The organism is Streptomyces phaeolivaceus, from assembly GCF_009184865.1.
Classification (GTDB): Bacteria; Actinomycetota; Actinomycetes; order Streptomycetales; family Streptomycetaceae; genus Streptomyces; species Streptomyces phaeolivaceus.
Window position 1 is genome coordinate 4,218,088 of record NZ_CP045096.1, and the last position, 19,897, is coordinate 4,237,984.

The 19,897-nt window shown below is 69.5% G+C and carries 21 protein-coding genes and 1 pseudogene; 10 read left to right on the forward strand and 12 right to left on the reverse strand.

Features of this window, described 5'->3' with window-relative positions:
* Nucleotides 1–28: 28 nt before the first annotated feature.
* On the reverse strand, nucleotides 29–691 hold the full coding sequence (locus F9278_RS19695) for a TetR/AcrR family transcriptional regulator (protein WP_152169540.1): 663 nt from the start codon (nucleotides 689–691) through the stop codon (nucleotides 29–31).
* A gap of 348 nt (nucleotides 692–1,039) precedes the next feature.
* Here F9278_RS19695 and F9278_RS19700 point away from each other — a divergent pair, with 348 nt between their 5' ends.
* From F9278_RS19700 to F9278_RS19710, 3 genes are all read left to right on the forward strand, one after another.
* A complete protein-coding gene (locus F9278_RS19700) occupies nucleotides 1,040–2,338 on the forward strand; it encodes a M6 family metalloprotease domain-containing protein (protein WP_193241552.1) in 1,299 nt (432 codons plus the stop codon).
* 312 nt (nucleotides 2,339–2,650) lie between these two features.
* Entirely contained in the window at nucleotides 2,651–4,402 is a 1,752-nt protein-coding gene (locus F9278_RS19705; RefSeq protein ID WP_152169542.1) for an IclR family transcriptional regulator domain-containing protein, read from the forward strand.
* A gap of 153 nt (nucleotides 4,403–4,555) precedes the next feature.
* A complete protein-coding gene (locus tag F9278_RS19710; RefSeq protein WP_152169543.1) occupies nucleotides 4,556–5,296 on the forward strand; it encodes a TetR/AcrR family transcriptional regulator in 741 nt (246 codons plus the stop codon).
* A gap of 106 nt (nucleotides 5,297–5,402) precedes the next feature.
* On the opposite strand, the gene F9278_RS19715 is transcribed toward F9278_RS19710, so the two are convergent.
* The 6 genes and pseudogenes from F9278_RS19715 to F9278_RS19745 form a co-directional block, all read right to left on the reverse strand.
* Nucleotides 5,403–6,269, reverse strand: coding sequence for an ABC transporter permease (locus F9278_RS19715; protein WP_226966817.1), 867 nt, complete (start codon nucleotides 6,267–6,269; stop codon nucleotides 5,403–5,405).
* Between the two features lie 2 nt (nucleotides 6,270–6,271).
* Nucleotides 6,272–7,006 carry an ABC transporter permease gene (locus F9278_RS19720; RefSeq protein ID WP_226967307.1) on the reverse strand — a complete coding sequence of 245 codons (735 nt, stop codon included), beginning with the start codon at nucleotides 7,004–7,006 and terminating at the stop codon, nucleotides 6,272–6,274.
* Nucleotides 7,007–7,201: 195 nt separating this feature from the next.
* Nucleotides 7,202–8,305 (reverse strand): ABC transporter ATP-binding protein, encoded by a 1,104-nt coding sequence (locus tag F9278_RS19730; RefSeq protein WP_152169545.1) that lies wholly within the window; start codon nucleotides 8,303–8,305, stop codon nucleotides 7,202–7,204.
* A gap of 130 nt (nucleotides 8,306–8,435) precedes the next feature.
* On the reverse strand, nucleotides 8,436–9,692 hold the full coding sequence (locus F9278_RS19735; protein ID WP_404819016.1) for an ISAs1 family transposase: 1,257 nt from the start codon (nucleotides 9,690–9,692) through the stop codon (nucleotides 8,436–8,438).
* A gap of 42 nt (nucleotides 9,693–9,734) precedes the next feature.
* On the reverse strand, nucleotides 9,735–10,913 hold the full coding sequence (locus F9278_RS19740) for an IS701 family transposase (protein ID WP_152166950.1): 1,179 nt from the start codon (nucleotides 10,911–10,913) through the stop codon (nucleotides 9,735–9,737).
* A gap of 68 nt (nucleotides 10,914–10,981) precedes the next feature.
* Nucleotides 10,982–11,122, reverse strand: a pseudogene (locus F9278_RS19745) (ISAs1 family transposase); the annotation flags it as partial.
* 549 nt (nucleotides 11,123–11,671) lie between these two features.
* Here F9278_RS19745 and F9278_RS19755 point away from each other — a divergent pair.
* From F9278_RS19755 to F9278_RS19765, 3 genes are all read left to right on the forward strand, one after another.
* Complete coding sequence (locus tag F9278_RS19755; RefSeq protein WP_152169547.1) at nucleotides 11,672–12,136, forward strand: hypothetical protein; 465 nt, start codon at nucleotides 11,672–11,674, stop codon at nucleotides 12,134–12,136.
* A gap of 82 nt (nucleotides 12,137–12,218) precedes the next feature.
* Nucleotides 12,219–12,638 (forward strand): hypothetical protein, encoded by a 420-nt coding sequence (locus tag F9278_RS19760; RefSeq protein WP_152169548.1) that lies wholly within the window; start codon nucleotides 12,219–12,221, stop codon nucleotides 12,636–12,638.
* Between the two features lie 17 nt (nucleotides 12,639–12,655).
* Nucleotides 12,656–13,042 (forward strand): hypothetical protein, encoded by a 387-nt coding sequence (locus F9278_RS19765; RefSeq protein WP_152169549.1) that lies wholly within the window; start codon nucleotides 12,656–12,658, stop codon nucleotides 13,040–13,042.
* A gap of 10 nt (nucleotides 13,043–13,052) precedes the next feature.
* Here F9278_RS19765 and F9278_RS19770 read toward each other — a convergent pair whose 3' ends face one another.
* The 3 genes from F9278_RS19770 to F9278_RS19780 are packed head-to-tail and all read right to left on the reverse strand — an operon-like array spanning nucleotide 13,053 to nucleotide 15,157.
* Nucleotides 13,053–14,504, reverse strand: a complete 1,452-nt coding sequence (locus F9278_RS19770; RefSeq protein ID WP_152169550.1) for a ThiF family adenylyltransferase — start codon at nucleotides 14,502–14,504, stop codon at nucleotides 13,053–13,055.
* Nucleotides 14,486–14,866 carry a hypothetical protein gene (locus tag F9278_RS19775; protein ID WP_152169551.1) on the reverse strand — a complete coding sequence of 127 codons (381 nt, stop codon included), beginning with the start codon at nucleotides 14,864–14,866 and terminating at the stop codon, nucleotides 14,486–14,488. Before F9278_RS19775 ends, F9278_RS19770 begins: the two co-directional genes overlap by 19 nt.
* A gap of 12 nt (nucleotides 14,867–14,878) precedes the next feature.
* Nucleotides 14,879–15,157 (reverse strand): multiubiquitin domain-containing protein, encoded by a 279-nt coding sequence (locus tag F9278_RS19780; protein WP_152169552.1) that lies wholly within the window; start codon nucleotides 15,155–15,157, stop codon nucleotides 14,879–14,881.
* A 106-nt stretch (nucleotides 15,158–15,263) separates the two neighbouring features.
* Between F9278_RS19780 and F9278_RS19785 the strand changes: the two genes are divergently transcribed.
* From F9278_RS19785 to F9278_RS19800, 4 genes are all read left to right on the forward strand, one after another.
* Nucleotides 15,264–15,623 carry a helix-turn-helix domain-containing protein gene (locus F9278_RS19785; protein ID WP_152169553.1) on the forward strand — a complete coding sequence of 120 codons (360 nt, stop codon included), beginning with the start codon at nucleotides 15,264–15,266 and terminating at the stop codon, nucleotides 15,621–15,623.
* Nucleotides 15,624–15,629: 6 nt separating this feature from the next.
* On the forward strand, nucleotides 15,630–16,202 hold the full coding sequence (locus F9278_RS19790) for an ImmA/IrrE family metallo-endopeptidase (protein ID WP_152169554.1): 573 nt from the start codon (nucleotides 15,630–15,632) through the stop codon (nucleotides 16,200–16,202).
* A gap of 146 nt (nucleotides 16,203–16,348) precedes the next feature.
* The gene (locus F9278_RS19795) at nucleotides 16,349–17,233 is read left to right on the forward strand and encodes a DNA-processing protein DprA (RefSeq protein WP_152169555.1); all 885 of its coding nucleotides are present in this window, start codon (nucleotides 16,349–16,351) and stop codon (nucleotides 17,231–17,233) included.
* A gap of 13 nt (nucleotides 17,234–17,246) precedes the next feature.
* Nucleotides 17,247–18,002 (forward strand): hypothetical protein, encoded by a 756-nt coding sequence (locus tag F9278_RS19800; RefSeq protein WP_152169556.1) that lies wholly within the window; start codon nucleotides 17,247–17,249, stop codon nucleotides 18,000–18,002.
* 179 nt (nucleotides 18,003–18,181) lie between these two features.
* On the opposite strand, the gene F9278_RS19805 is transcribed toward F9278_RS19800, so the two are convergent.
* The gene (locus F9278_RS19805) at nucleotides 18,182–18,883 is read right to left on the reverse strand and encodes a response regulator (protein ID WP_152169557.1); all 702 of its coding nucleotides are present in this window, start codon (nucleotides 18,881–18,883) and stop codon (nucleotides 18,182–18,184) included.
* 250 nt (nucleotides 18,884–19,133) lie between these two features.
* On the reverse strand, nucleotides 19,134–19,853 hold the full coding sequence (locus tag F9278_RS19810) for a CBS domain-containing protein (RefSeq protein WP_152169558.1): 720 nt from the start codon (nucleotides 19,851–19,853) through the stop codon (nucleotides 19,134–19,136).
* Nucleotides 19,854–19,897 lie beyond the last annotated feature (44 nt).

The window sequence follows — 19,897 nt, forward strand, 5'->3', positions numbered from 1 at the left end:
TCAGGGCCGGTGGGTCAGGGCCGGTGGGTCAGGGCGAGCAGGGCCTCCGTAGGTCCTCCACGGTCACGGGTGCGCCGGGCAGTTCGGAGGGGGCCGGGGCGCGCAGCCCGTCCAGGAACAGTTGCAGATGGCGGTGGAGGAAGCGGTCGGCGCCCGCGCACTGGGTACCGGCCGGGGGCCTGCTGAGCTGACTGACGGCGATCATCAGGTCTCCGACGCCCACGTCGGCACGGAGCTGCCCGGCGTCCCGGGCGCGCTTCATGATCCCCGCGATCTGCTCCTCCAGACGCTCGCGCGACGCCTCCAGGTCGGGGTGGTGCTTGTCGAACGTGCTCTGGACCATCGGGCAGAGGGCACTGATCCGTTCGTCGGCCGAGGTGTGCACGAAGCGAGAGAGCGCCTCGAACGCGTCACCGGTCTCGGTGAGCGCCGCCTCGGCCGCGCGCGCCGTACGGTCCATGACCGAGCAGACGACCTCGCGGACCAGTGCGTCCCGGTCGGGGAAGTTGCGGTACAGCGTGGCGTTGCCGACGCCGGCGCGGCGGGCGACCTCGTCGAGCGGCACCTCGGGGCCGAACTCCACGAACATCTCCCGCGCGGCGGTGACGATCCGCTCCCGGTTGCGCAGGGCGTCGGCCCGAGGGCGGGGCACCTTGCGACGTACGGCGGGGGCGGCGGCGGCGGTTTCCACGGCGCACTCCTTCTTCCCGGTCCAGTGGTGTGGGGGGGGCGCCCGGTGACGATCCGGGGATGGAGTCCCCGCTTCGCTCGGACACATGGCTAAACGGGGAAATGATCCCCGGTTATTTCCCACCCTCGAAGTCTTTTCCTGTGACCTGGGTCACATCGCGGGGCGGGGTGCCCGATGCCCACGTTCGGACCTTCCAGCGCGCGCCCGCGCACCCCTCGTCCGAGGGTGATCGGAGGGGGTGCCGAGAAGGGTGCAGCCTTGTCGTCGGGCGGCTGCCGTGGAGCGAAGGGCGCGTGGATGCAGCAGCCGTTCCGCAGAAACGGGATATCTCCGCGCCGGGGTGACGGGATGTCTCCGAGTCGGAGTGACGGAACGCCGCCGCGCCGGATACGTCCGCGCCGGGTCGTCGCGCTCGCCTCCGTCACCGCCCTCACCCTCGCGGTCAGCAGCTCCGCCGGCACCGGGCACCTGATGGCGAAGGAGACGACACGGGCGGCGGGCGCCACGGCCCTGGCCCGCGGTTCGGCGCTCGGCCCCTGCATGATCCGCGGCCCGCTCGGCACCCAGATGTCCGAGGGCATCCCGACCCCGCCCGGCTACTCCCGCTCCACCGGCACGGTCCGCGCCCTCAACCTGATGATCGACTTCTCCGACGCGCCCGGCGAGGGCCGCGCGATGGACCGCTTCGCGGAGTTCGCCCCACAGACCCAGAAGTGGTTCAGGACCAGCAGTTACGGCCGTATCGACTACCGCCCCGAGGCCCCGCTCACCGAGTGGCTGCGGATGCCGAAGTCCTTCCGCTCCTACGGCATAGAGCGCGGCGCCCCCTTCGACCCCGGCTACCGCCGGCTGGTGCAGGACATGGTGCGGGCCGCCGATCCGCTGGTGGACTTCCGGGCGTACGACCTCGTGAACGTCCTCGTCACCCCGAACGCGGGACCCTCCGCCCTCGACACCGTCCTGTCGGTGACCTTCGCCGGGAACCGGGAGGCGCCGATCGCGGACGGGGTGCCGGTCGCCAACGCGTCGTTCGTGTACAGCCGCCAGGACGACGGCTCCGGTTCGTACCACGAGACCGGGTACCGGGTCCTCCCCCACGAGAACGGCCATGTCTTCGGGCTGCCCGACCTCTATACGCACGAGGGCGGGGGCGCGGTCGGGCACTGGGACATCATGAGCGAGGACTGGGGCGTCGACAACGATCTGCTGGGCTGGCACAAGTGGAAGCTCGGGTGGCTCGACGAGACGCAGGTCGCGTGTGTGGCGACGGCCGGTGCCGCGGAGTACACGCTGACGCCGCTGCCCGTCGCCGGGGGCGCGAAGCTGGTCGTCGTGCCGCTCAGCTCGCGGGCGGCGTATGTCGCGGAGCTGCGGACGCGGGCGGGGAACGACGCGGCGGTGTGCCGGCCGGGGGTGCTCGTGTACCGGGTGGACGCGACCGTCGACACCGGGAACGGGCCCGTGAAGGTCCATGACGCGCGGCGGGACAGTGGGGGGTGCACGCGCAGCCCCAACGTCCACGCGGAACTGTCGGACGCGCCGCTGGTGCCTGGGGAGAGGTTCAGGGATACGCGGGCCGGGGTGGAGATCGCTGTGGCCGGGGTGGATGTCGGGGGGAACCATCGGTTGGTGGTGAGTCGGCGGTGAGTCGGCGGTGAGATGAGGGTGAGGGAGGTGGGGGGGTGATAGGGGGTGAGAGGGGGTGGTTGGGGTGCGTTTGCGGGTGCGGGTCCGGTGGGGGTTCTCGCGCAGTTCCCCGCGCCCCTAAAAGACCACGACCGCGCGGGCCTGAAAAGACCACGACCGCGCGGGCCCGGCTTTTCAGGGGCGCGGGGAACTGCGCGAGAAGCCCCACTCACCCGCACCCGCCCACGAACCCGCACTCCCGAGCTATGAGGCGCCCCCTGGCCATGAGGCGCCCGGCGCGGCGGCGCAGCCGGGTCGCATTACCGTGTGGCCATGCTCCCGAACGCCCCCGGCGCGGCCGCGACCACCGCCACCACGCCCCCCGAAGCCGTCGCACCCCTGATGCGGGGCATCACCGTGCTGCGTCGGCTCACCGAGGCGGACGGGACGCTGAGCCCGAGCGCACTGGAGCGGGCCACCGGCCTCGCCCGCTCCACGGTCGACCGGATCACCGCGACCCTGGCCCGCATGGGCTACGTACGCCTGGACGGCCGCGACGCCGTCCTCGCCCCCCGCCTGATGGAGCTGGGCAACGCCTATCTCGCCGCCCTCCGCCTCCCCCGCCTCCTCGACGCCCACGCGGACGCCCTCGCCGACGAACTGGACGAGTCCGTGTCCCTCGCGGTCGGCGACCGGGACGGCGTCCGCTTCATCCACCAGGCCACCCGCCGCCGCGCGATGTCCCTCAGCTTCCGCATCGGCGACCTCCTGCCCGCCGAACGCACCGCGCCGGGCCCGCTGTTCGCCACCGAGTGGGAACCGGCGGACTGGGCCCGGTGGCGGGCTCGCCGCGCGGCCGACCCGGAGGGCCACGGCTTCCCGGCGGTGCCCCCGCTCGGCGGCGCCTACGACGACTTCGAGGACCGTACGGCCCGCGCGGGCGCCCAGGGGTGGGCGCTGGACGACCAGTTGATCGAACCGGGGCTGGTGGCGGTGTCCGTACCCCTACGGGATCCCCGTACGGGACGCGTCGCCTGTGTGGCGAGCGTCGTCAGCCATACGAGCCGGCACACGGCGGAGTCGCTGCGCAAGACCCTGCTGCCCCGGCTGCGGGCGACCGTGGCGGAGATGGAGCGGGAGCTGCGGAAGCCGACGCCGACGCCGACGCCGGCCACCACGGCGGGGAGCATCATTCCCGGCCTCTCCGGCCTCTCCGGCCTCTCCGGCCTCTCCGGCCCCCCAGACCCCTCCGGCCCCGCCCGTCCGGCCGGGCTCGCCGACTGGACCGGGGCCTCCAAGCAGGAACTGGGCCGCGAGTTCGTCGAGTCGCTCGCCCGGGGGCTCACGGTCGTCACCTCCTTCGGCGAGGGGCGGGCCGAACTGACGCTCACCGAGGTCGCCCAGGCCACCGGGCTCGCACGGGCGACGGTCCGCCGTGCGCTGATCACCCTCGAACACCTCGGGTACGTCGAGTCGTACGACCGGGTCTTCCGCCTCACCCCCCGGGTGCTGGACCTCGGCTTCCCGCCCCTGTCGATGCTGCCGCTGTCCCGGATCGCCGCGCCGCATCTGGCCGAACTCTCCGCGCGCGTCCACGACTCGGCGTCCCTCGCGATCCTCACCGGGGGCGGGGACGAGGTGCAGTACACGGCCCGGGTCGCCACCAGCCGCATCATGAGCGTCAACATCACGCTCGGCACCCGGCTGCCCGCGTACGCGACATCCCTGGGACGGGTGATGCTCGCCGACCTGCTGCCCGAGGCCCCGCTCCCGGAGCGCCCCGCCCCGCTGACCCCGCACACGATCACCGACCGGCGGGAGCTGCTGACCGTCCTGGAGCGCGTACGGGACGCCGGATTCGCCCTCGTCGACGGGGAGTTGGAGGAGGGGCTGCGCTCCATCGCCGTACCGGTGCGGGGGCGGGGCGGGCGGGTCGTCGCGGCGGTGAACGTCGCGATGCACAGCAGCAGGCGCTCGGTCGAGGAGTGCGTGGCGGAGGTGCTGCCCGAACTGCGGGACGCGGTGGGGCGGATCGAGGGCGAGGTGGCGGTGGCGGGCATGTTCCGCCGCGTCCCGGAGGTCTGACCAACGACCAACGACAGCGACCAACTGCCGGCCACCGGCCGTCGGCCGTCGGTCGCCTCACGGCGCGTGCGCACACCGTACGCTGGTGGCGTCGGCCGTACGCGGCCGTAAGCAGCCGTACGCAGTGGAGAAGCAGAGGAGAGAGGCGCCGCCATGTCACCCGAGAAGTCGGTCCGGAAGCAGGAGGGGTTCGCGTCCGTGTGGACCCGGCCCCGGACGGGGCGGGAGCAGCCCGCGCTGAGCCGGGAGCACATCGTGGCGGAGGCGCTGCGGCTGCTCGACGAGGAGGGCATCGACGCGCTGAGCATGCGCAAGCTCGGCGGCCGGCTGAGCGCCGGGGCGACCTCGCTCTACCGCCATGTGGCCAACAAGGACGAGCTGTTGGAGCTGGCCGTGGACGAGGTCTACGGCGAGATCGAGGTCAACACCGCCCCAGACGCGGCCGATTGGCGTGCGGACACGGCCGCCTGCGCCCACAGTCTGCGGGCCACGATCCTGCGCCACCCATGGCTGGCCTCCGTACTCGGCGAGATGGGCATGTCGTACCTCGGCCCGAACTGGATGCGGATCTCCGAGGCCATGCTGAAGCTGCTGACGACCGCCGGGTTCCCGGCCGGTGAGGCCGACCGGGCGGTCACGACGCTCGTCGCGTACGTCACGGGCATGGCCACCAGCGAGGCCGCCTGGCTCAACGTCCTCGCCCGCAGCGGCCAGGACGAGCGGACCATGGTCGATCAGCTGTGGCCGGCCGCCGAGGAGGCCGCCCAGGACCACCCGCTGCTGCGCGAGGGCTACGCCGAACAGCGCGGGACGGATCCGCGGGCGGCCCGGGAGGAAGGGTTCCGGTACGGCCTCGACCGGGTGCTGGACGGGTTGGAGACCCGGCTGAAGTGACGTAGGCAGCCACGGCGACCTCTTCGGCTCCGCGTCTCCAACCCGCCGACGGTTGTCAGCCGTTGACGGTTGCCAGCCGTTGACGGTTGCCAGCCGTTGACGGTTGCTAGCCGTTGACGCCGGTGTACTTGCTGAGGCTCCAGTTCCACAGCAGCCTCGACAGGACGAAGGCGGTGAGGCCGATGAAGGGTGAGGCCACCGCCAGCGTCTCCGGTACGCCCATCGCGCCGCCGTGGCCGGTCAGTACCCCGGCCGGGAAGTACGCGATGAAGGCGAGCGGTACGACGAAGGTGAACGCGGCGGACGCGACCTTCGGGAGGATGCTGAGGGGGTAGCTGCCGAAGGTGCCCATCAGCTCCTCCAGCCACTGGCTCCAGTACGAGGTGGCCGGGAAGTGGAACGCGGCGGCGGCCAGGGCCGTGAACATGGCGGCCTCGACCAGCATGCCGCCGAGCACGCCCGCCACCACATACGCGATCCGGCCCGCCGTCCAGTCGAGCGAGCTGCGGTGCAGGGCGGCGACGAACAGACCGGCCGCGACGACCAGGTCGCCGAGGGCGTTGACCGGGAAGAAGGCCAGCTGGACCTGGCGGTAGACCGGCATCGGACGGATCAGACAGGGGTCGACGACGCCTTCCTGGACGAGGACGTTCATGTACTGGACCCGGCCGAGGAACAGCACGTACAGCCCGTGGGCGAGCATCCGCATGCCGGCGATGAGCAGGACGTCGGAGCTGGACCAGCCGCCGAGCCCGGGGAACCGGGTGAGCAGGACGGAGGCGAACACGACGATCGAGACCTGCCAGATCGCCCCGACGGAGACGTTCATCAGGAACTCGCCCCGGTACTCCAGCCGGGCCTTGAAGTTGAGCTTGGTGATCCGCCAGACGACGCGCCAGGCGTGCGCGGGCCCGTGCGGAGCCGTCCTTCGGGGAGCAGGGCTGTGCGGGGTGGTCGTGGTCGTGGTCGTCATGGTCAGCCTCCCTGGGACACGACGCGACGGCCGGCCAGGTCCCAGAGCCGGCGGGTGAGCAGCGCGAGCAGCACGATCCAGACGCCCTGGATCACCATCTGCCCGAAGGCGTCGCCGAGGCCGATCCGGCCGACGTAGATGGAGAGCGGTACGCCGAGCGTCGCCTGGAACGGCAGGAACGAGCTGAGCGTGATGAACCAGTCCGGGAAGTACCAGAGCGGGGCGTACACACCGGAGAGCAGGTTCTGCGCGAAGACGAGGATCAGCAGGGCCGCCTCGTTGCGCAGGGTCCAGAAGCACATCAGGTCGACCAGCATCATCACGTAGTAGAGGACGAGTTGGCCGAGCAGCATGCTGACGGCGAAGACCCCGGCCACCGAGGGGGAGGCGGGCGGGGGGACGACTCCGACGGCGAGGCACAGCACATACCCGGTGAGCACCCAGCCGAAGCCGTACAGCTGGTCGCCGAGGGCGCGCAGCGCGTAGTAGCGCTGAGGTCTCATCGGTCGCAGGTACCAGTAGACGATCGTCCCGAAGCGGAGGTGCTGGATCACCATGTCGCGGCCCGCGCTCCGGTCGAGGCCGCGGATGCGGTTCGCGAGCACGGCGAGTACGGCGTAGCCGACGGCCTGGGTCTCGTTCAGCCCGGCGCTGGACTCGGTGTTCGCGTACAGCCCCCGCCAGAGGTAGACCACCAGACAGACCTGGACGAAGAGCCGTACGGCGGTGGCGGTCATCCGGGGTGGGGCGAGCAGTTCGCCCCGGGGGGTGATCCAGGAGACGCGGCGGGCGCGGGAGAGGGCGGACAGGGCGGACGGAGTGGATGGAGTGGATGGAGTGGAGGAAGTGGAGGAAGTGGGCGGGGTGAAGGAAGTGGATGGGGTGGGTGGGGTGGAAGGGGTGGGTGGCGGGGTGGCTGTGGCGGTCATGGCTCAGCCGCCCTGGGCGGCGGAGGCGGGAGCGGTGGCGGTGGCGGCCTCGGCGGTGGGCGGCTCCTGGGCGGGTACGTCGCTGAGGTAGGCGGCGCGCATGACGTCCTCCAGGTCGTTCTCCTCCAGCGCGAGGTCCGCGACCCGGAACCGCCCGATGATCACCTTGAGCGCCTCGTGAACGGTGGGCGCGTCCTCCCCGACCGGCCCGAACACGACCCTCGGCCCTTCACGCCGCAGCACCCCGATCCCACCGAACCCGGGCAGCGGAACGGCGCCGGTCTCCCCGGTCCCCCCGATCTCCTCCACGTCGACGGGGTCGGCGAGGGTGGCCCGGACCTGCCAGGTGCCGCCGAAACGCCGCCGGATCTCCTGGAGCGAGCCGTCGAGCACGATCCGGCCGTGGTTGATCAGCACGACGCGTTCGGCGAGCCGTTCCACCTCGGTCATGTCGTGCGTGGTGAGCAGGACGGTACGGTCGCGCTCCTCCACCTGGTGCCGCAGGAACCGCCGTACCTGCTCCTTCACCACGACGTCCATGCCGATGGTGGGTTCGTCGAGGAAGACGACGGGCGGGTCGTGCAGCAGCGAGGCGGCGAGATCGCATCGCACGCGCTGCCCGAGCGACAGATGCCGGACCCGGGTGTCCCAGAACTCGGAGAGTTCGAGCAGCCCGTCGAACTCCTGTATCCGTTCCCGGAACTGCCCTTCGGGCACCCCATAGATATCGCGCAGAATCTCGAACGACTCCCGCGCGGGCAGATCCCACCACAGCTGTGTCCGCTGCCCGAACACGGCCCCGATGTTGTGGGCGTTGCGCTCCCGGTCCCGGTGCGGGACGACCCCGGCGACGAGCGCCTCGCCCGAGGTGGGCGTCAGGATCCCGGTGAGCATCTTGATCGTGGTGGACTTCCCGGCCCCGTTGGGACCGAGCAGTGCGAGCAACTCCCCCCGGCCCACACTGAATTCGACGTCCTGCACCGCGACCTTGGCCACGCGCCGCGGACTGACGAGCGATTTGAGCGCCCCCGCGAAGCCGGGCCGCCGTACGGTCGTCTGGAACACCTTGGACAGCCCGCGCGCCTCGATCACCGCAGACAACGGCATCACTTCCCTTCACACCGACTCGTTCGACCCACCGGAATCCACGCCCATTCGAAATACCGAACGCCATCCGGGACAACGGCGGCATGCTAGGCCCCAGGGCCCCGGCGAGTGCCTGGATAGTCCGGTTTGATCATGTGATGCCGTAGAGGGCGAGGACGCGGGGTCGCTCGGTGTGAGCTCGTCGTCCGGCGGCGGTGTTGACATAGCCGGCGAGCTTGAGCGCGCTGCGGATCAGGTCACGGAGAGCAGCGAGTACGGCGGGCGCGTTGTGGGTCCTGACCTGGGATTTGTCCTCGTTGAAGGTGACATCTCGACACCAGTGGACGGTATTTTCCACGGTCCAGTGCCCGCGAGCCCAGGACGCGATCTCGGCTGCGTTCGCTTCCTCGGCGGGCAGGTCGGTGATGGCGTAGACGGTCTCGCTGGACCATTTTTTCGCGCCGTAGAGACGGCGACGGCGCTGGATCCGCAGGACCTGGGCCGCGTGCGGGAACAGCAGGCCCGCGACGGTGACGACCTGGACGATCCGTTGCTCGTGACGGCCGTGGCCACGGCCGTCGTCGCGGTGGATCACGGGGATGTCCTTCCAGGGCAGGGCGTGGAGTTGACGGGCCTGGCCGCGCTGGTTGTTCTTGATGGTCAGCAGGTAGTGAGCGCCGCGTTCACGCAGGTAGGTGGCGTGGTCGCGTTGGGCGTGGAGGGCGTCGGCGGTAACGACCGCTCCCGCGAGATCCGTGTCGTCGATCTGGTCGAGGAGTGGTGCGAACTCGGGGATTTCGTTGGTCTTCGCGCCGATCTCGCGGGAGGCGAGCGTGACACCGTCGCCGTGCCGGACGGCGGACAGGACGAAGACCCGGCTGCCGTCCGGTCGCTTCGCGCCGCGCAGACACTTGCCGTCCACCGCGATCGCCCGCCGCCGCAGCCGTACCGGTTCGGCACGGGCGGCCGCCCGGTGGGCCCGGCGCTGTTCACGCTCGGTGCCACCGTCGGGCATCACCGGCTCCGGCCGGCGGGGCTGTGCGGACAGCAGGGGCCGAAGGTAGTCGTAACCGGCCGCGCCGATCTCACCGGGATCGAGCCGGCCCAGGACGCTGCGCAGAGTCTTCTCGCTCGGCACCCGGTAGCGGCCGAGGAGTGGGTGGTAGGGAAGGCCGAAGGCGGCCAGTTCCTCCGGCGTCGCACGCCGGCACCACTCCGCCGCCGCGGTGATCGAGTCGTGGCCGGACGGGGTCATCGCGCAGACCACCAGGGCCAGCAGCGAGGAGAGCCGGTACCGCACTCCGCTAGTACTGCAACCGCATCTGCGGGTTGTGGCCTCGGCGTTTGTAGTGGGAGCGGCGGGCACGGGCCTGGCTGCGTCGTCGGAAGCGTGACCAGTGCAGATGATGGTCGTTGCTGTGGTGGCGGGGCGTGACGATGATGTGGCCGATCAGTCGGCGGATCTCCGGGACGCTGAGGGGTATGAGGTCTTGCTCGTCGTCCGCTCCGCCCCTTTTGCGGCTTCTGCGGCGCGGACGGCGGTCAGGTAGGCGAGGGCGGCCATGGCCAGGGTGATGTGGCGGTACCAGGCCCGGTAGAGCCTCACCTGGTAGTGGTCCAGGCCGCACTCGCCCTTGGCGGTCTGGAAGCACTCCTCCACCGCCCACCTCGCGGCGGCTACCTTGACCAGGTCTTTCAGCCGGGAGGCCACCGATCCGTAGCAGACGTAGTAGGCGATCTCGGTGGGGTCGCTGATGCTGCGGCGGGCCAGAACCCAGTGCCCGAAGCCGTTCTCCCAGTACGGGCGGATGGCGACGCGGGCCCAGTCGTAGATCCGTTCGCCGTGCGCGCCCTGGCCCCCGGAAACCCGCTTCCACGCTTGCCTGGGCAGGGCGGCGACCAACTGGTCCACCCTGGCGTCGCCGCCGTCCGCCGTGGTCACGGTGTCGTTGACCTTGGTGGCCAGTACGTGCGCGATCCTGCGTTCCTCCAGCCATACCCGCAGGTGCTTGACCTGCCCGTATGCCTCGTCAGCGGTGACCCACGCGAACGGGATGCCTGCGTCGACGGCACGTTGCAGCATCCACTTGCAGTGCTCATTCTTGGTCGCGAAGGGGATCTCGTCGTCGATCCCGGCTGCGCGGCAGCGCTCACGGTCATCCGTCCAGGAAACGGGGATGTAGAGCTCACGGTCGATCAATGCCCGCCCCCTGGCGGAGGCGTAGGCCAGGAAGGTCCCGATCTGGCAGTTCTCCGTGCGGCCGGCGGTACCTGTGTACTGCCGCTGGACTCCGGCGGACTTGGTGCCCTTCTTCAGGAAACCGGTGTCGTCGCAGATCAGGACCGCGTTCTTGGCTCCGATGGTCTCCACGACGAAGTCGCGCACATCGTCGCGGACCGCGTTCTCGTCCCAGTCGGAGTGGTTGAGCAGGCGCTGGACGCCGTCCGGGCGGAGCTGCCCGACCTGCTCGGACAGCGTCCACCCGTTCTTCTTCTCCAGCGGCGCGACGAGTCCGTTCAGGTAGTCCAGCGCCCGCTCGCGGGGCTCCGACCTGCCGAAACGGTGGGCGAACCGGGCATGGAGCCCGGCCACCCCCTCGGACCACGACTCGACCTGCTCAACCGTCAGCGCATCAGCACACAGTCATACCAACGAGACCGCCGACCATCCGTCACGCCAGATGCGGTTGCAGTACTAGCCCCTCGCGGATCGGTGACCGACTCGAACTCGGCGACCAGGCAGCGGACTTGCTCCTTGGCAGCACCCTCGCCGAGAGCTTCCAGGCAGGGCGCATGAGGCACGGGGACAGCGACAGGAGATGATGGAGGAACGAACACGGCACCTTCGTGGATCTTGCAGCGTAGAGAACTCCATGATCCACAGGTGCCGTGTTCACCTGCTTCCGGGGCCCACTACCGAGATCAACACCCCAGGCCGGGACGATCCAGGCACTCGCCGGGGCTCTGTGCTAGGCCCATGGACCGAACCTGAGAAACGATTTGTTGACCACCCCACCACCACCCCCTGAACTCCCCGCCCCGACCTACCCACCCCACCCACCCCGAACGCCTACGCCCCACCCACCCACCACCCGCTACACTGACCAGGCGCCTTGCCTTCGAGGGGCTTGTGGAAAACTCCATCGCCGCAGGTCAGCGGGCGGCTGGGAGATCGCTGCGGAACGCACACCCTCCGATTCGGGAACGCTCGGTCGATCGTTGCAGGTCAGGGCATGCCCCCGGGCCATGTCAGTGACCGTGGCAGCGTCAGCCGCCGGGCACCTGACGATTCGGGTCCCACTTCAGCGATTCTCCCCTTGTTTTTCGGCTTCATCCCATTCCGCCTCAGCGGAGGCGTAGCTGTCCGTTCTGACGGACGCTCACGGCATGAGGAGCGCATTCCGAAGGAAATCGTCGCGCACGGTGTTGGCTGTGGTCGACCATCATGAGCGTGTGCTGCTGTGCAGATTTCGAGGCGAGTCTTGTTGGCGCCCGGTTGCGTCTCGGGTAATTCGTATCCGGCCGTCACGGTTCTCTGTCATTCACGTCCTGGATCCGCTCTTCTCGCATTGGTTCCTTGCCCGCACTCCGGTGGTCGGCAGGTTCAACCCGCTGCCGGAGGGCGGCGGTCTTGATGAATCGATGCGTATCTTCGTCGTCCGTCGCAGCAGAATGCGGACGATCAGCCTTCGCGGACGTTCCCACCCGGTCACGGATTCCTCTTATGTCTGGCATCCGTTGCCGGATGTCGAGGATGCGGATTTCGATGTGGTTCCGCGCGAGCTCGGTCCATTTCTGCGTGGATATCTTGAGGGCTGGATTCCCGACGGCGTCATCACTCTCGTCGAATGAACGCTCAGGCCCGCACGCCGTACAAGGAGGATGCCCTGTGACCAGTGCTCAGCACCGGCGCCAGCCGTCGAGTCGTGGTCCATTGAGGCTGGAGATCCGGACGCTCCTGGCAGCCGCCGGCCTCCCCGAAGCGGACAACGACGACCGCTACCGCGCCCACGGTGTCCTGGTGACGGATCGCGGTGAGTCGGTCGGCGTGGAGTGGTTCGTCTCCCGCAGCCTCCGCCGCGCCGCCGCCGACGAACAGCTGCGGGGCTGGCCCATGGGCATGGCGGACCGCGCGCAGGAAGCCGCTCGACGTCATCTCCACGCTGCTTTGTTCGGCATCCTGACGGAGGTGGGATACCTGGTGGATGCTGATCCGGCTGACACTCCGGGCGCTCTGTCCGTTCGAGCTGGCAGGGTCTCGACGCCGACGACGTTGGCCGCGGACATCAGGCGGATCCTGGCAGACCTCGGCGGAGCCGCAGAGAGCTCGGAGGATCCCGGCCCGTCGTCGTGAGTGGAACAATCCCCTCCGTGGGCCCGCAGCACAGTTTCTCACCTCCCGCAGCTGATGTCCTTCGCGCCCGGTACGCGGGACGTCTGCCGAGTTCACTCGAGGAACTTGCCGGTCAGGTACATGGCCGAGTCGAGTTGCCACCGCATGCCGTGTGGTCGGGTCTGCGCTCCTACGACCTCGACCGGCTTCGGCAGCGGATGAGCCTCTACCGCATTGTTCTGACGGAGGGGCAGCGCGCTGACCTCGTCGCCTTCCTCGATCGCGACCTACTGCTCGCCCAGTGGCCCGACCTGCGCATACTGATCAGCAGGCACATCCGCGAAGTCTGGGAAGACGCCTTCCCGGAGATCGTCTCTGGCTTGGAGGTCGCACACGCACCTCGTATGTGCGCGTCAGGCCCGTAAGCAGTGCTTTCTACTTGGTCGGCAGCGGAGCGTTGTGCCCTTGGCCGAGACGGCCTGTCTCTGAGCACTCAGTGCAGTCCGCCGCAGCTCGGGGAATGTCGCATCGGACGCGTTGCGGTCCGGTCGGCACCAGTGGATGGAATCGGCGCCAGCGTGGCTCGTACCCGGTTGGGAGAAGACCGGTGACGGTGTGCAGGTAGTCGTCTACGGCATGGGCTGAAGCGACGGCGTTGAGGCTGATGACGCTGGGGGCGTGGACGGCTTCGTCCTGGACATACCGTTGCTGGCGCAGTTGTTCGGCTGTCAGCGCCTCGTCCTGAAGCCTGGCCGGGCTGATCAATCCGTTGCACCAGAGGCAGCCGAAGCCGGGGGCCAGCGGCCGTACGACGCTGAAGACGTCGGTGACGACGCCTCCGGGTCCGACCTGGACCTTGGCGCCGACCTGTACGCCGGGGATGAGGTACTGGTGGATGAGCGCGTTGACGACCAGTCGCGCCTGCATCGAGTCGGCGGCAAGGAAGAGGTAGTCGCAGTCGACGAGGTTCGCGGCGATCGTGCTCTGAGTGACGTCCGCTCGCAGCGCGTGGACGTGAATGCGCCCATTGGCCTGTCGCGCCACCCGACGGGCCACCCTCACCTTGGGGGTCGCGTACCGGTGCCCCAAGGACTGGAGCCATCCCGGCCTGGCGGGGTCCGTCAGCCATGTGCGGGCGTCGCAGGCCCGTGCTCCGGCAAGGCGGGGCAGGTTGGTCTCCTCGACGCGATCGGGGTCGATGATCACAAGCTCGCCGACCCCGAGCCGGGCGAGGTATTCGACGATGAGGGAGCCAGCTCCTCCGGCGCCGACGACGGCGACCTTTTGCGCTGCGAGGATGGCCTGCCCTCGGTCTCCGAAGACGCGGCTCTGACGGTCGTAGGTCGGATCTGACGTCGGAGGTGGCGGAGGTTCGGGATACAGGGTCTTGATCGGCCATCCGGTGATCACAGCTCGTTCGAGTTCTGCCCGTCCGCCGTCGGGCAGCCATAGGTCGCCTGCGACCGCGTCGGTGGCGAAGACCAGGCCGCCGGCGGGCGTCGAGCCGAGGATGTCACGCAAGGCGGGGTATCCGCGTTCGTGGGAGGCGAGATCGGTGCCGGAGAAGCCGACGTGTGTGGTTCCGCCGTGGCAGTGAACCGCCAGGTAGGCCAGGCCTTGGGATCGACAGTCTCGGACGCGGTCACGTACGAACGTGGCGGTCAGCATCCGGTAGCCGCGTTGCCCGGGCACGTAGTCGACGCCGTCCTCGGCAAGGTACAGCCTGCGTGCGAGCAGGCGGGTGCCGCGGGCGGTAGCGACGACGCTTGCTCCGATGACGGCGCCGTGCTCGTCGCCGTCGCCGGGGAACAGGTGCTGGCGGAGCGTGGTCGCCATGGCGGCCGGCATCCGCAGCGTCCAGGGATCGGTCATCGGCTGCGGAGCCATGTCAGCACCTTGTGGAGTTTGATGACGGCGGTGTCCGTGGCGGGGTTGAGGCGGTTGGAACGCCTGGAGATCTGTACAGCGGGACGGTCCTCGAAGGTAGTCGAGGTCATGGCCTCTCCTAGGGGGGCTCCGTCAACGCGAGTGAGGTCCCCGCGTACGAAGTGGGGGTAGACGTCCGAGTACGGGTACTGGAACGTGATCCGGAAGCCGATCCAGGTGGACCGTTGCTTGTACTGCGCGCCGGGATCGACGTCTTCGACGAGGACGACCGCGCCGCCGTCCGGCTCTTCCCGGACGCGGATGGCCGCGTCCGGGAAGGCTGCGCGTACCTCGTCGACGGCCTTGCTCACCGCGGGGGTCACGCTGTGCCGTCCTCAGGAGTTGTCGTCGCCGGCGACGGCGGTGAACACGGAGTTCTTGTTCACTGTCACCACGTCGGCGTCGCCGACGATGCGGGTCTCACCCGACGACAGCTCCTGGGAGAGCTGGAAGTCCAGATCGATCTGCACGCCCTGGGCGATGGCGGCCTCCTTGATCTGGAGGCCGGTGACTCTCGGGCCGGTGATCTCCACAGCCTTGTTGTTGACCGTGATGGTGACCGAGTGTCCCTTGCCCGGAGTCTGCGCATCGGCCTGCTCTACTGTGCTGCTCATGCTCCACCCTCCTTGATCATAATTGCAGGAACGACTCTCGATTGCTAGAGTCGAACAGTATCAACATAGACGCTCGATTGCGAGATTGCAATCAGCAGGAGACTCCATGGGTAAAAAGGGATGGTTTGATGCTGAAGGCTTCTACGCGGCCCTGGACGCCGCACGGCTCGCGCGAAGCCTCAACTGGAAGCAGGTGGCTGCAGGTTCAGGGGTGAGTGCCTCCACTCTGACCCGGATGGCCCAGGGCAAGCGGCCAGACGTGGACGGGCTTGCAGCACTGTGCGCGTGGTCCGGTCTCGACGCGGATGACTACGTCCGTTCCGAGAGCGAGGACCGGCCGGCGGCCGAGCCGCTGGCAATGATCTCCACCTATCTTCGCAGCGACCGCAACCTCTCCCCGGAGTCGGCCGCCGCGCTGGAAGAGGTCATCAAGATCACTTACGAACGGCTGCGTCAGAAGGACTAAGGCAACATGGCGTTTCGACGGGGCTTCAAAACCGAAGCCAACTCTCTCGCCCTCGAGGTTCGGTCAGAGCTCCGTCTTGGAGCTCTTGACCGGCTCGACCCCTTCGTCCTTGCCGATTTCTTGGAGATACCGGTAGTCCCTCTCTCCGGCATGGCCCCAACATCCCAGGGTGCAGAGCACTTGCTCGACAGAGATCCCGACGCCTTCTCTGCGGTCACCGTCTTCGCGGGGTCGAAGCGGACCATCGTGCACAACGATGGCCACTCCAACGGCAGAATCAGCAGCAACATCACTCACGAGGCCTCACACGGGCTCCTGCACCACCGCCCCACTCCGGCTTTGGACGACCGCGGTTGCCGTCTCTGGGATCAGGACATCGAGGACGAGGCGCAGTTCCTCGCCGGGGTCCTCTTGGTCCCGGAAGACGCGGCCCTCGCCATCGCAAGGGGACGGTTCGCAAAGCCCGAGGCCGCGGCACGGTTCGGCGTCAGCGAGCAGATGATCCAGTACCGGCTGAACGTCACCGGCGCTGTCAGCCGGGTGGACCGGGCCCGCAGAGCCGGCTATCGGTCCCGATGAGAACGAGCTGACCAATCGCCGTCACCGTGGGTCAGCTGTAGCGCAACAAGTCCGTAAATCTGTCACACTCTGCGATCTCATCACCACGAGAAGCCCAGCCCGTTGGCTCCTCGTCCCGCCGGGTCTGCCGTTCCTATACTTGCCGCATGGACCAGGAGCTGGAGCGAGCCGCCCTCGTCGCACTCCTGCGGCGCGGTGATCGCCCGTGGCCTGAGCTCACTGATCAGGTCGAGACGGTGGGAAGCGCACGCGAGGTCCTGGACAACGCGCTCGACGCCTCGGGGCAAGGCGCACTCTTCGACACCGAGCCCGCCGTGGACCTGGAGTCCGTCGCCGCCGAGATCGCCGCCTGGGAACGCGAGGGCATGCGACTGGTGACCATCCTGGACGAGGACTACCCGCTGTACCTGCGGCTCGTCCACCAGCGTCCGCCGTTCCTTTTCCTGCGTGGAGCCGCGGTCGAGGACGATCTGCGGGTCGCGGTCGTCGGTACCCGCAACCCCACCCCGGAGGGTGTCGCGCACGCGCGCGCGATCGCGGGCGGGCTCGCCGAGCGGGGTGTCACAGTGGTCAGCGGTCTGGCGGCCGGCATCGACACGGCCGCGCACGGTACTGCCCTGGCCGTCGGTGGTCGTACGGTCGCCGTCATCGGCACCGGTCTGCGCCGCTCCTATCCCGTCCAGAATGCTCGTCTCCAGGAGGAGATCGCCGAGCGGGGGTTGCTCGTCTCGCAGTTCTGGCCGGACTCGCCGCCCTCGAAGGCGTCGTTCCCGATGCGCAACGCCGTCATGAGCGGCTACAGCCTGGCCACCGTCGTGGTCGAGGCCGCCTATCGCAGCGGGGCTCGTATGCAGGCGCGTCTCGCCCTGGAGCACGGCCGCCGGGTGTTCCTGATGCGTTCCCTCATGACCCACGAATGGGCTCGGGAGTACGCGGGCCGGCCCAACACCACTGTCATCGACGGTCCGGACGACGTCTTCCGCGAACTCGGCTCCCTGGTCCCCACCACGGGCGAGCTGACCTGGGCGTAACCGGCGGGCCCGGGTGACAACCGTCGTCGGGCTGTCCGCCCGCTACGCCAACTTCCTCGTCCACCCGTTGCTGCCCGGCCCGGGCGTCTGCCAGGTCTGCCGCGGCCCGGCGAAGGCCGGCTACCCCACCTGCTGGCAGTGCTACGAGGCCGGCAGGATCCTCGATCCGGGCGTGGCCGACGCCGTGGTCCCGGTCAGTCTGGCCCTCAAGGGTGAGCAGTACGCCAACGAACTCTGGCGCTACAAGAACACCGCCGGTCCGCAGCAACAGTATTTCCGCATGGGCCTGGCCGCCGTCCTGTGGCGGTTCCTCACCCTGCACGAGGGCTGTGTCGCGGGCCGCTGCGCCGTCCCCGGCTTCGACATCGTCACCACCGTCCCCAGCACCAGCGGGCGCACGAACCACCCCCTGCGCACGATGGTCGCCGACATGATCGGCCCCACCCGCGAGCGCCACCGCGACATCCTCGCCCCGGCACCGGACGCGAGCGCGCTCGGCCGTACCGCTTCTCCCACGCGCTACTCGGCCTCAGCTCTATGGGGAGAGAACGTCCTGCTCATCGACGACACGTGGACCACCGGCCACCACGCGCAGTCCGCCGCCACAGCGTTGAAGGCCGCCGGGGCGGGCAGCGTGGCGGTCGTCGTCCTGGGGCGCCATCTCAACACCTCCTACGGCGAGACCGCGACGCACGTGCAGCAGGCGCGGCTGCGCCGCTTCTCCTGGGGTGCCTGCGCCCTGAAGCCCTGGGAGCACGCGCAGGCGTGACCCCTGCCTCATCAACCGGATGTCAGGCCCTCGCGAGCTCCGGCCCTTCGTGGTGTGGCCGGGCCTTCGGGGCCGTAGCCGAGGCGGAGCACCACCCGGTGACCGGACCAGGGTGGCGTCCGGCGCGCGGGCACGGGCCGTACGGCCCAACCGTGGCCCCGGACGGCCCTCGCCGCCGCTCACCTTCCGGGGTGATCGCCAGTGTCCGGCTGCTCCAGCTGGGAGGCGAGGACCGCGGCCTGGACGCGGCGCTGGACGCCGAGCTTGGCCAGCAGGCGGGAGATGTGGTTCTTGACGGTCTTCTCGGAGAGGTAGAGCTTCTTGCCGATCTCCCGGTTGGTGAGGCCGTCGCCGATCAGGGCGAGGATGTCCCGCTCGCGGGGCGACAGGCTCGCCAGCTCGGGTGACAGGGCCGGTGTCTCGGCGGGGTCGGCGCGCAGCGAGCGCATCAGGCGGGCCGTGGTCGCGGGGTCCAGCATGGACTGGCCGGAGGCGACGGTGCGGACAGCCGAGACCAGGTCGGTGCCCCTGATCTGTTTGAGGACGTAGCCGGAGGCTCCGGCCATGATGGCGTCCAGCAGGGCGTCCTCGTCGTCGAACGAGGTCAGCATCAGGCAGGCCAGCTCCGGCATCCGGCTGCGCAGCTCGCGGCAGACGGTGATGCCGTCGCCGTCCGGGAGCCGTACGTCGAGCACGGCGACGTCCGGACGCAGCGCCGGAGCGCGGACGAGGGCGTGCTCGACGGTGTCCGCGTCGCCGATCACGGAGATGTCCGGTTCGGCGTCGAGGAGGTCGGTGATGCCGCGTCGTACGACCTCGTGGTCGTCGAGCAGGAAGACCCGGATCGGGTTCTGCTCCGTGAAGGTGCGTGTCTCGGACATGACGGCCCCTCGTCCCCGGTGGCGTACGGGCTGCGGGTCACCCGTGACGACGATCATCGCTCGCCGGGGCCGGATGTACTAGGGCCGACCGGCCCTAGTGGGTTCGGGATGTGCCCCCTGTTGCCCGTGTGGGCATGGATGTCGGGATGACCGGTGGCGGGAACATGCTCACAGGTGAGGCAGTCGGCGGCGACATACGCCCGCGGGTACGACGTACCGGCTCCCCGTCTGACCGTGGCGCGCCGGTGGCTCACCGAGCATCCGGCTCCGAATCCCTGACCTCCGTGGCCGTGTTTCCCGTCGGAGCCGACGAGCCCTCCGCCCCTTCCCGGCCCGCCAGCTCGAAGTCCACGTCCACCACCCCCTCGACGGCGCGCACCAGGCGGGCGGCCACGGGGACCAGGGAGGTGTCCCGGACCCGGCCGGCCAGCTTCACCACACCGTCGTGCACCTGGACGCGGACCGCTGATCCCGGTGGCGGGAAGAGGTAGGCGACGACCTCGCGGCGGACCTCCTCGGCGAGGTCCTCGTCGTCGCGCAGGAAGACCTTGAGGAGGTCGGACCGGCTGACGATGCCCTCCAGCATGCCCAGTTCGTTGACCACCGGCAGCCGCTTGACCCTGGCCCGTGCCATGGTCCGCGCGGCTTCGGCGAGCGTCGCGCCGGGGCGGGTGGTGAGCGCCGGGGCGGTCATCAGCTCCTGCGCGCTCACGCCGCCGGCCTTCGCGAGGTCGGACAGACGGCGCAGCTGGGTGTACCGGTCGGGGTCGCTGTCGCGGAACTCCTCCTTGGGCAGCAGGTCGGCCTCGGAGACCAGGCCCACGACGCGTCCCTCGCCCTCCAGGACGGGCAGGGCACTGACCTTCCAGTCCTGCATCATCCGCACGATCTCCTTGAAGGTCGCATTGCGGCCGACCGCGGTGACCGTGTGGGTCATGACGTCGCTGACGATGTGCGGGGTGCCGTGCATCGTGGCTCCCTCCTCTTCCTCGGTTCTCGGTCCCGCTCTTTCCC

Coding starts and splice junctions, on each gene's coding strand:
- F9278_RS19700 (WP_193241552.1), top strand. CDS start 1,040: ATGTCTCCGAGTCGGAGTGACGGAACGCCGCCGCGCCGGATACGTCCG.
- F9278_RS19705 (WP_152169542.1), top strand. CDS start 2,651: ATGCTCCCGAACGCCCCCGGCGCGGCCGCGACCACCGCCACCACGCCC.
- F9278_RS19710 (WP_152169543.1), top strand. CDS start 4,556: ATGTCACCCGAGAAGTCGGTCCGGAAGCAGGAGGGGTTCGCGTCCGTG.
- F9278_RS19715 (WP_226966817.1), bottom strand. CDS start 6,269: ATGACGACCACGACCACGACCACCCCGCACAGCCCTGCTCCCCGAAGG.
- F9278_RS19720 (WP_226967307.1), bottom strand. CDS start 7,006: ATGACCGCCACCGCCGTACGGCTCTTCGTCCAGGTCTGTCTGGTGGTC.
- F9278_RS19730 (WP_152169545.1), bottom strand. CDS start 8,305: ATGCCGTTGTCTGCGGTGATCGAGGCGCGCGGGCTGTCCAAGGTGTTC.
- F9278_RS19755 (WP_152169547.1), top strand. CDS start 11,672: ATGAGGAGCGCATTCCGAAGGAAATCGTCGCGCACGGTGTTGGCTGTG.
- F9278_RS19770 (WP_152169550.1), bottom strand. CDS start 14,504: ATGGCTCCGCAGCCGATGACCGATCCCTGGACGCTGCGGATGCCGGCC.
- F9278_RS19780 (WP_152169552.1), bottom strand. CDS start 15,157: ATGAGCAGCACAGTAGAGCAGGCCGATGCGCAGACTCCGGGCAAGGGA.
- F9278_RS19785 (WP_152169553.1), top strand. CDS start 15,264: ATGGGTAAAAAGGGATGGTTTGATGCTGAAGGCTTCTACGCGGCCCTG.
- F9278_RS19790 (WP_152169554.1), top strand. CDS start 15,630: ATGGCGTTTCGACGGGGCTTCAAAACCGAAGCCAACTCTCTCGCCCTC.
- F9278_RS19795 (WP_152169555.1), top strand. CDS start 16,349: ATGGACCAGGAGCTGGAGCGAGCCGCCCTCGTCGCACTCCTGCGGCGC.
- F9278_RS19805 (WP_152169557.1), bottom strand. CDS start 18,883: ATGTCCGAGACACGCACCTTCACGGAGCAGAACCCGATCCGGGTCTTC.
- F9278_RS19810 (WP_152169558.1), bottom strand. CDS start 19,853: ATGCACGGCACCCCGCACATCGTCAGCGACGTCATGACCCACACGGTC.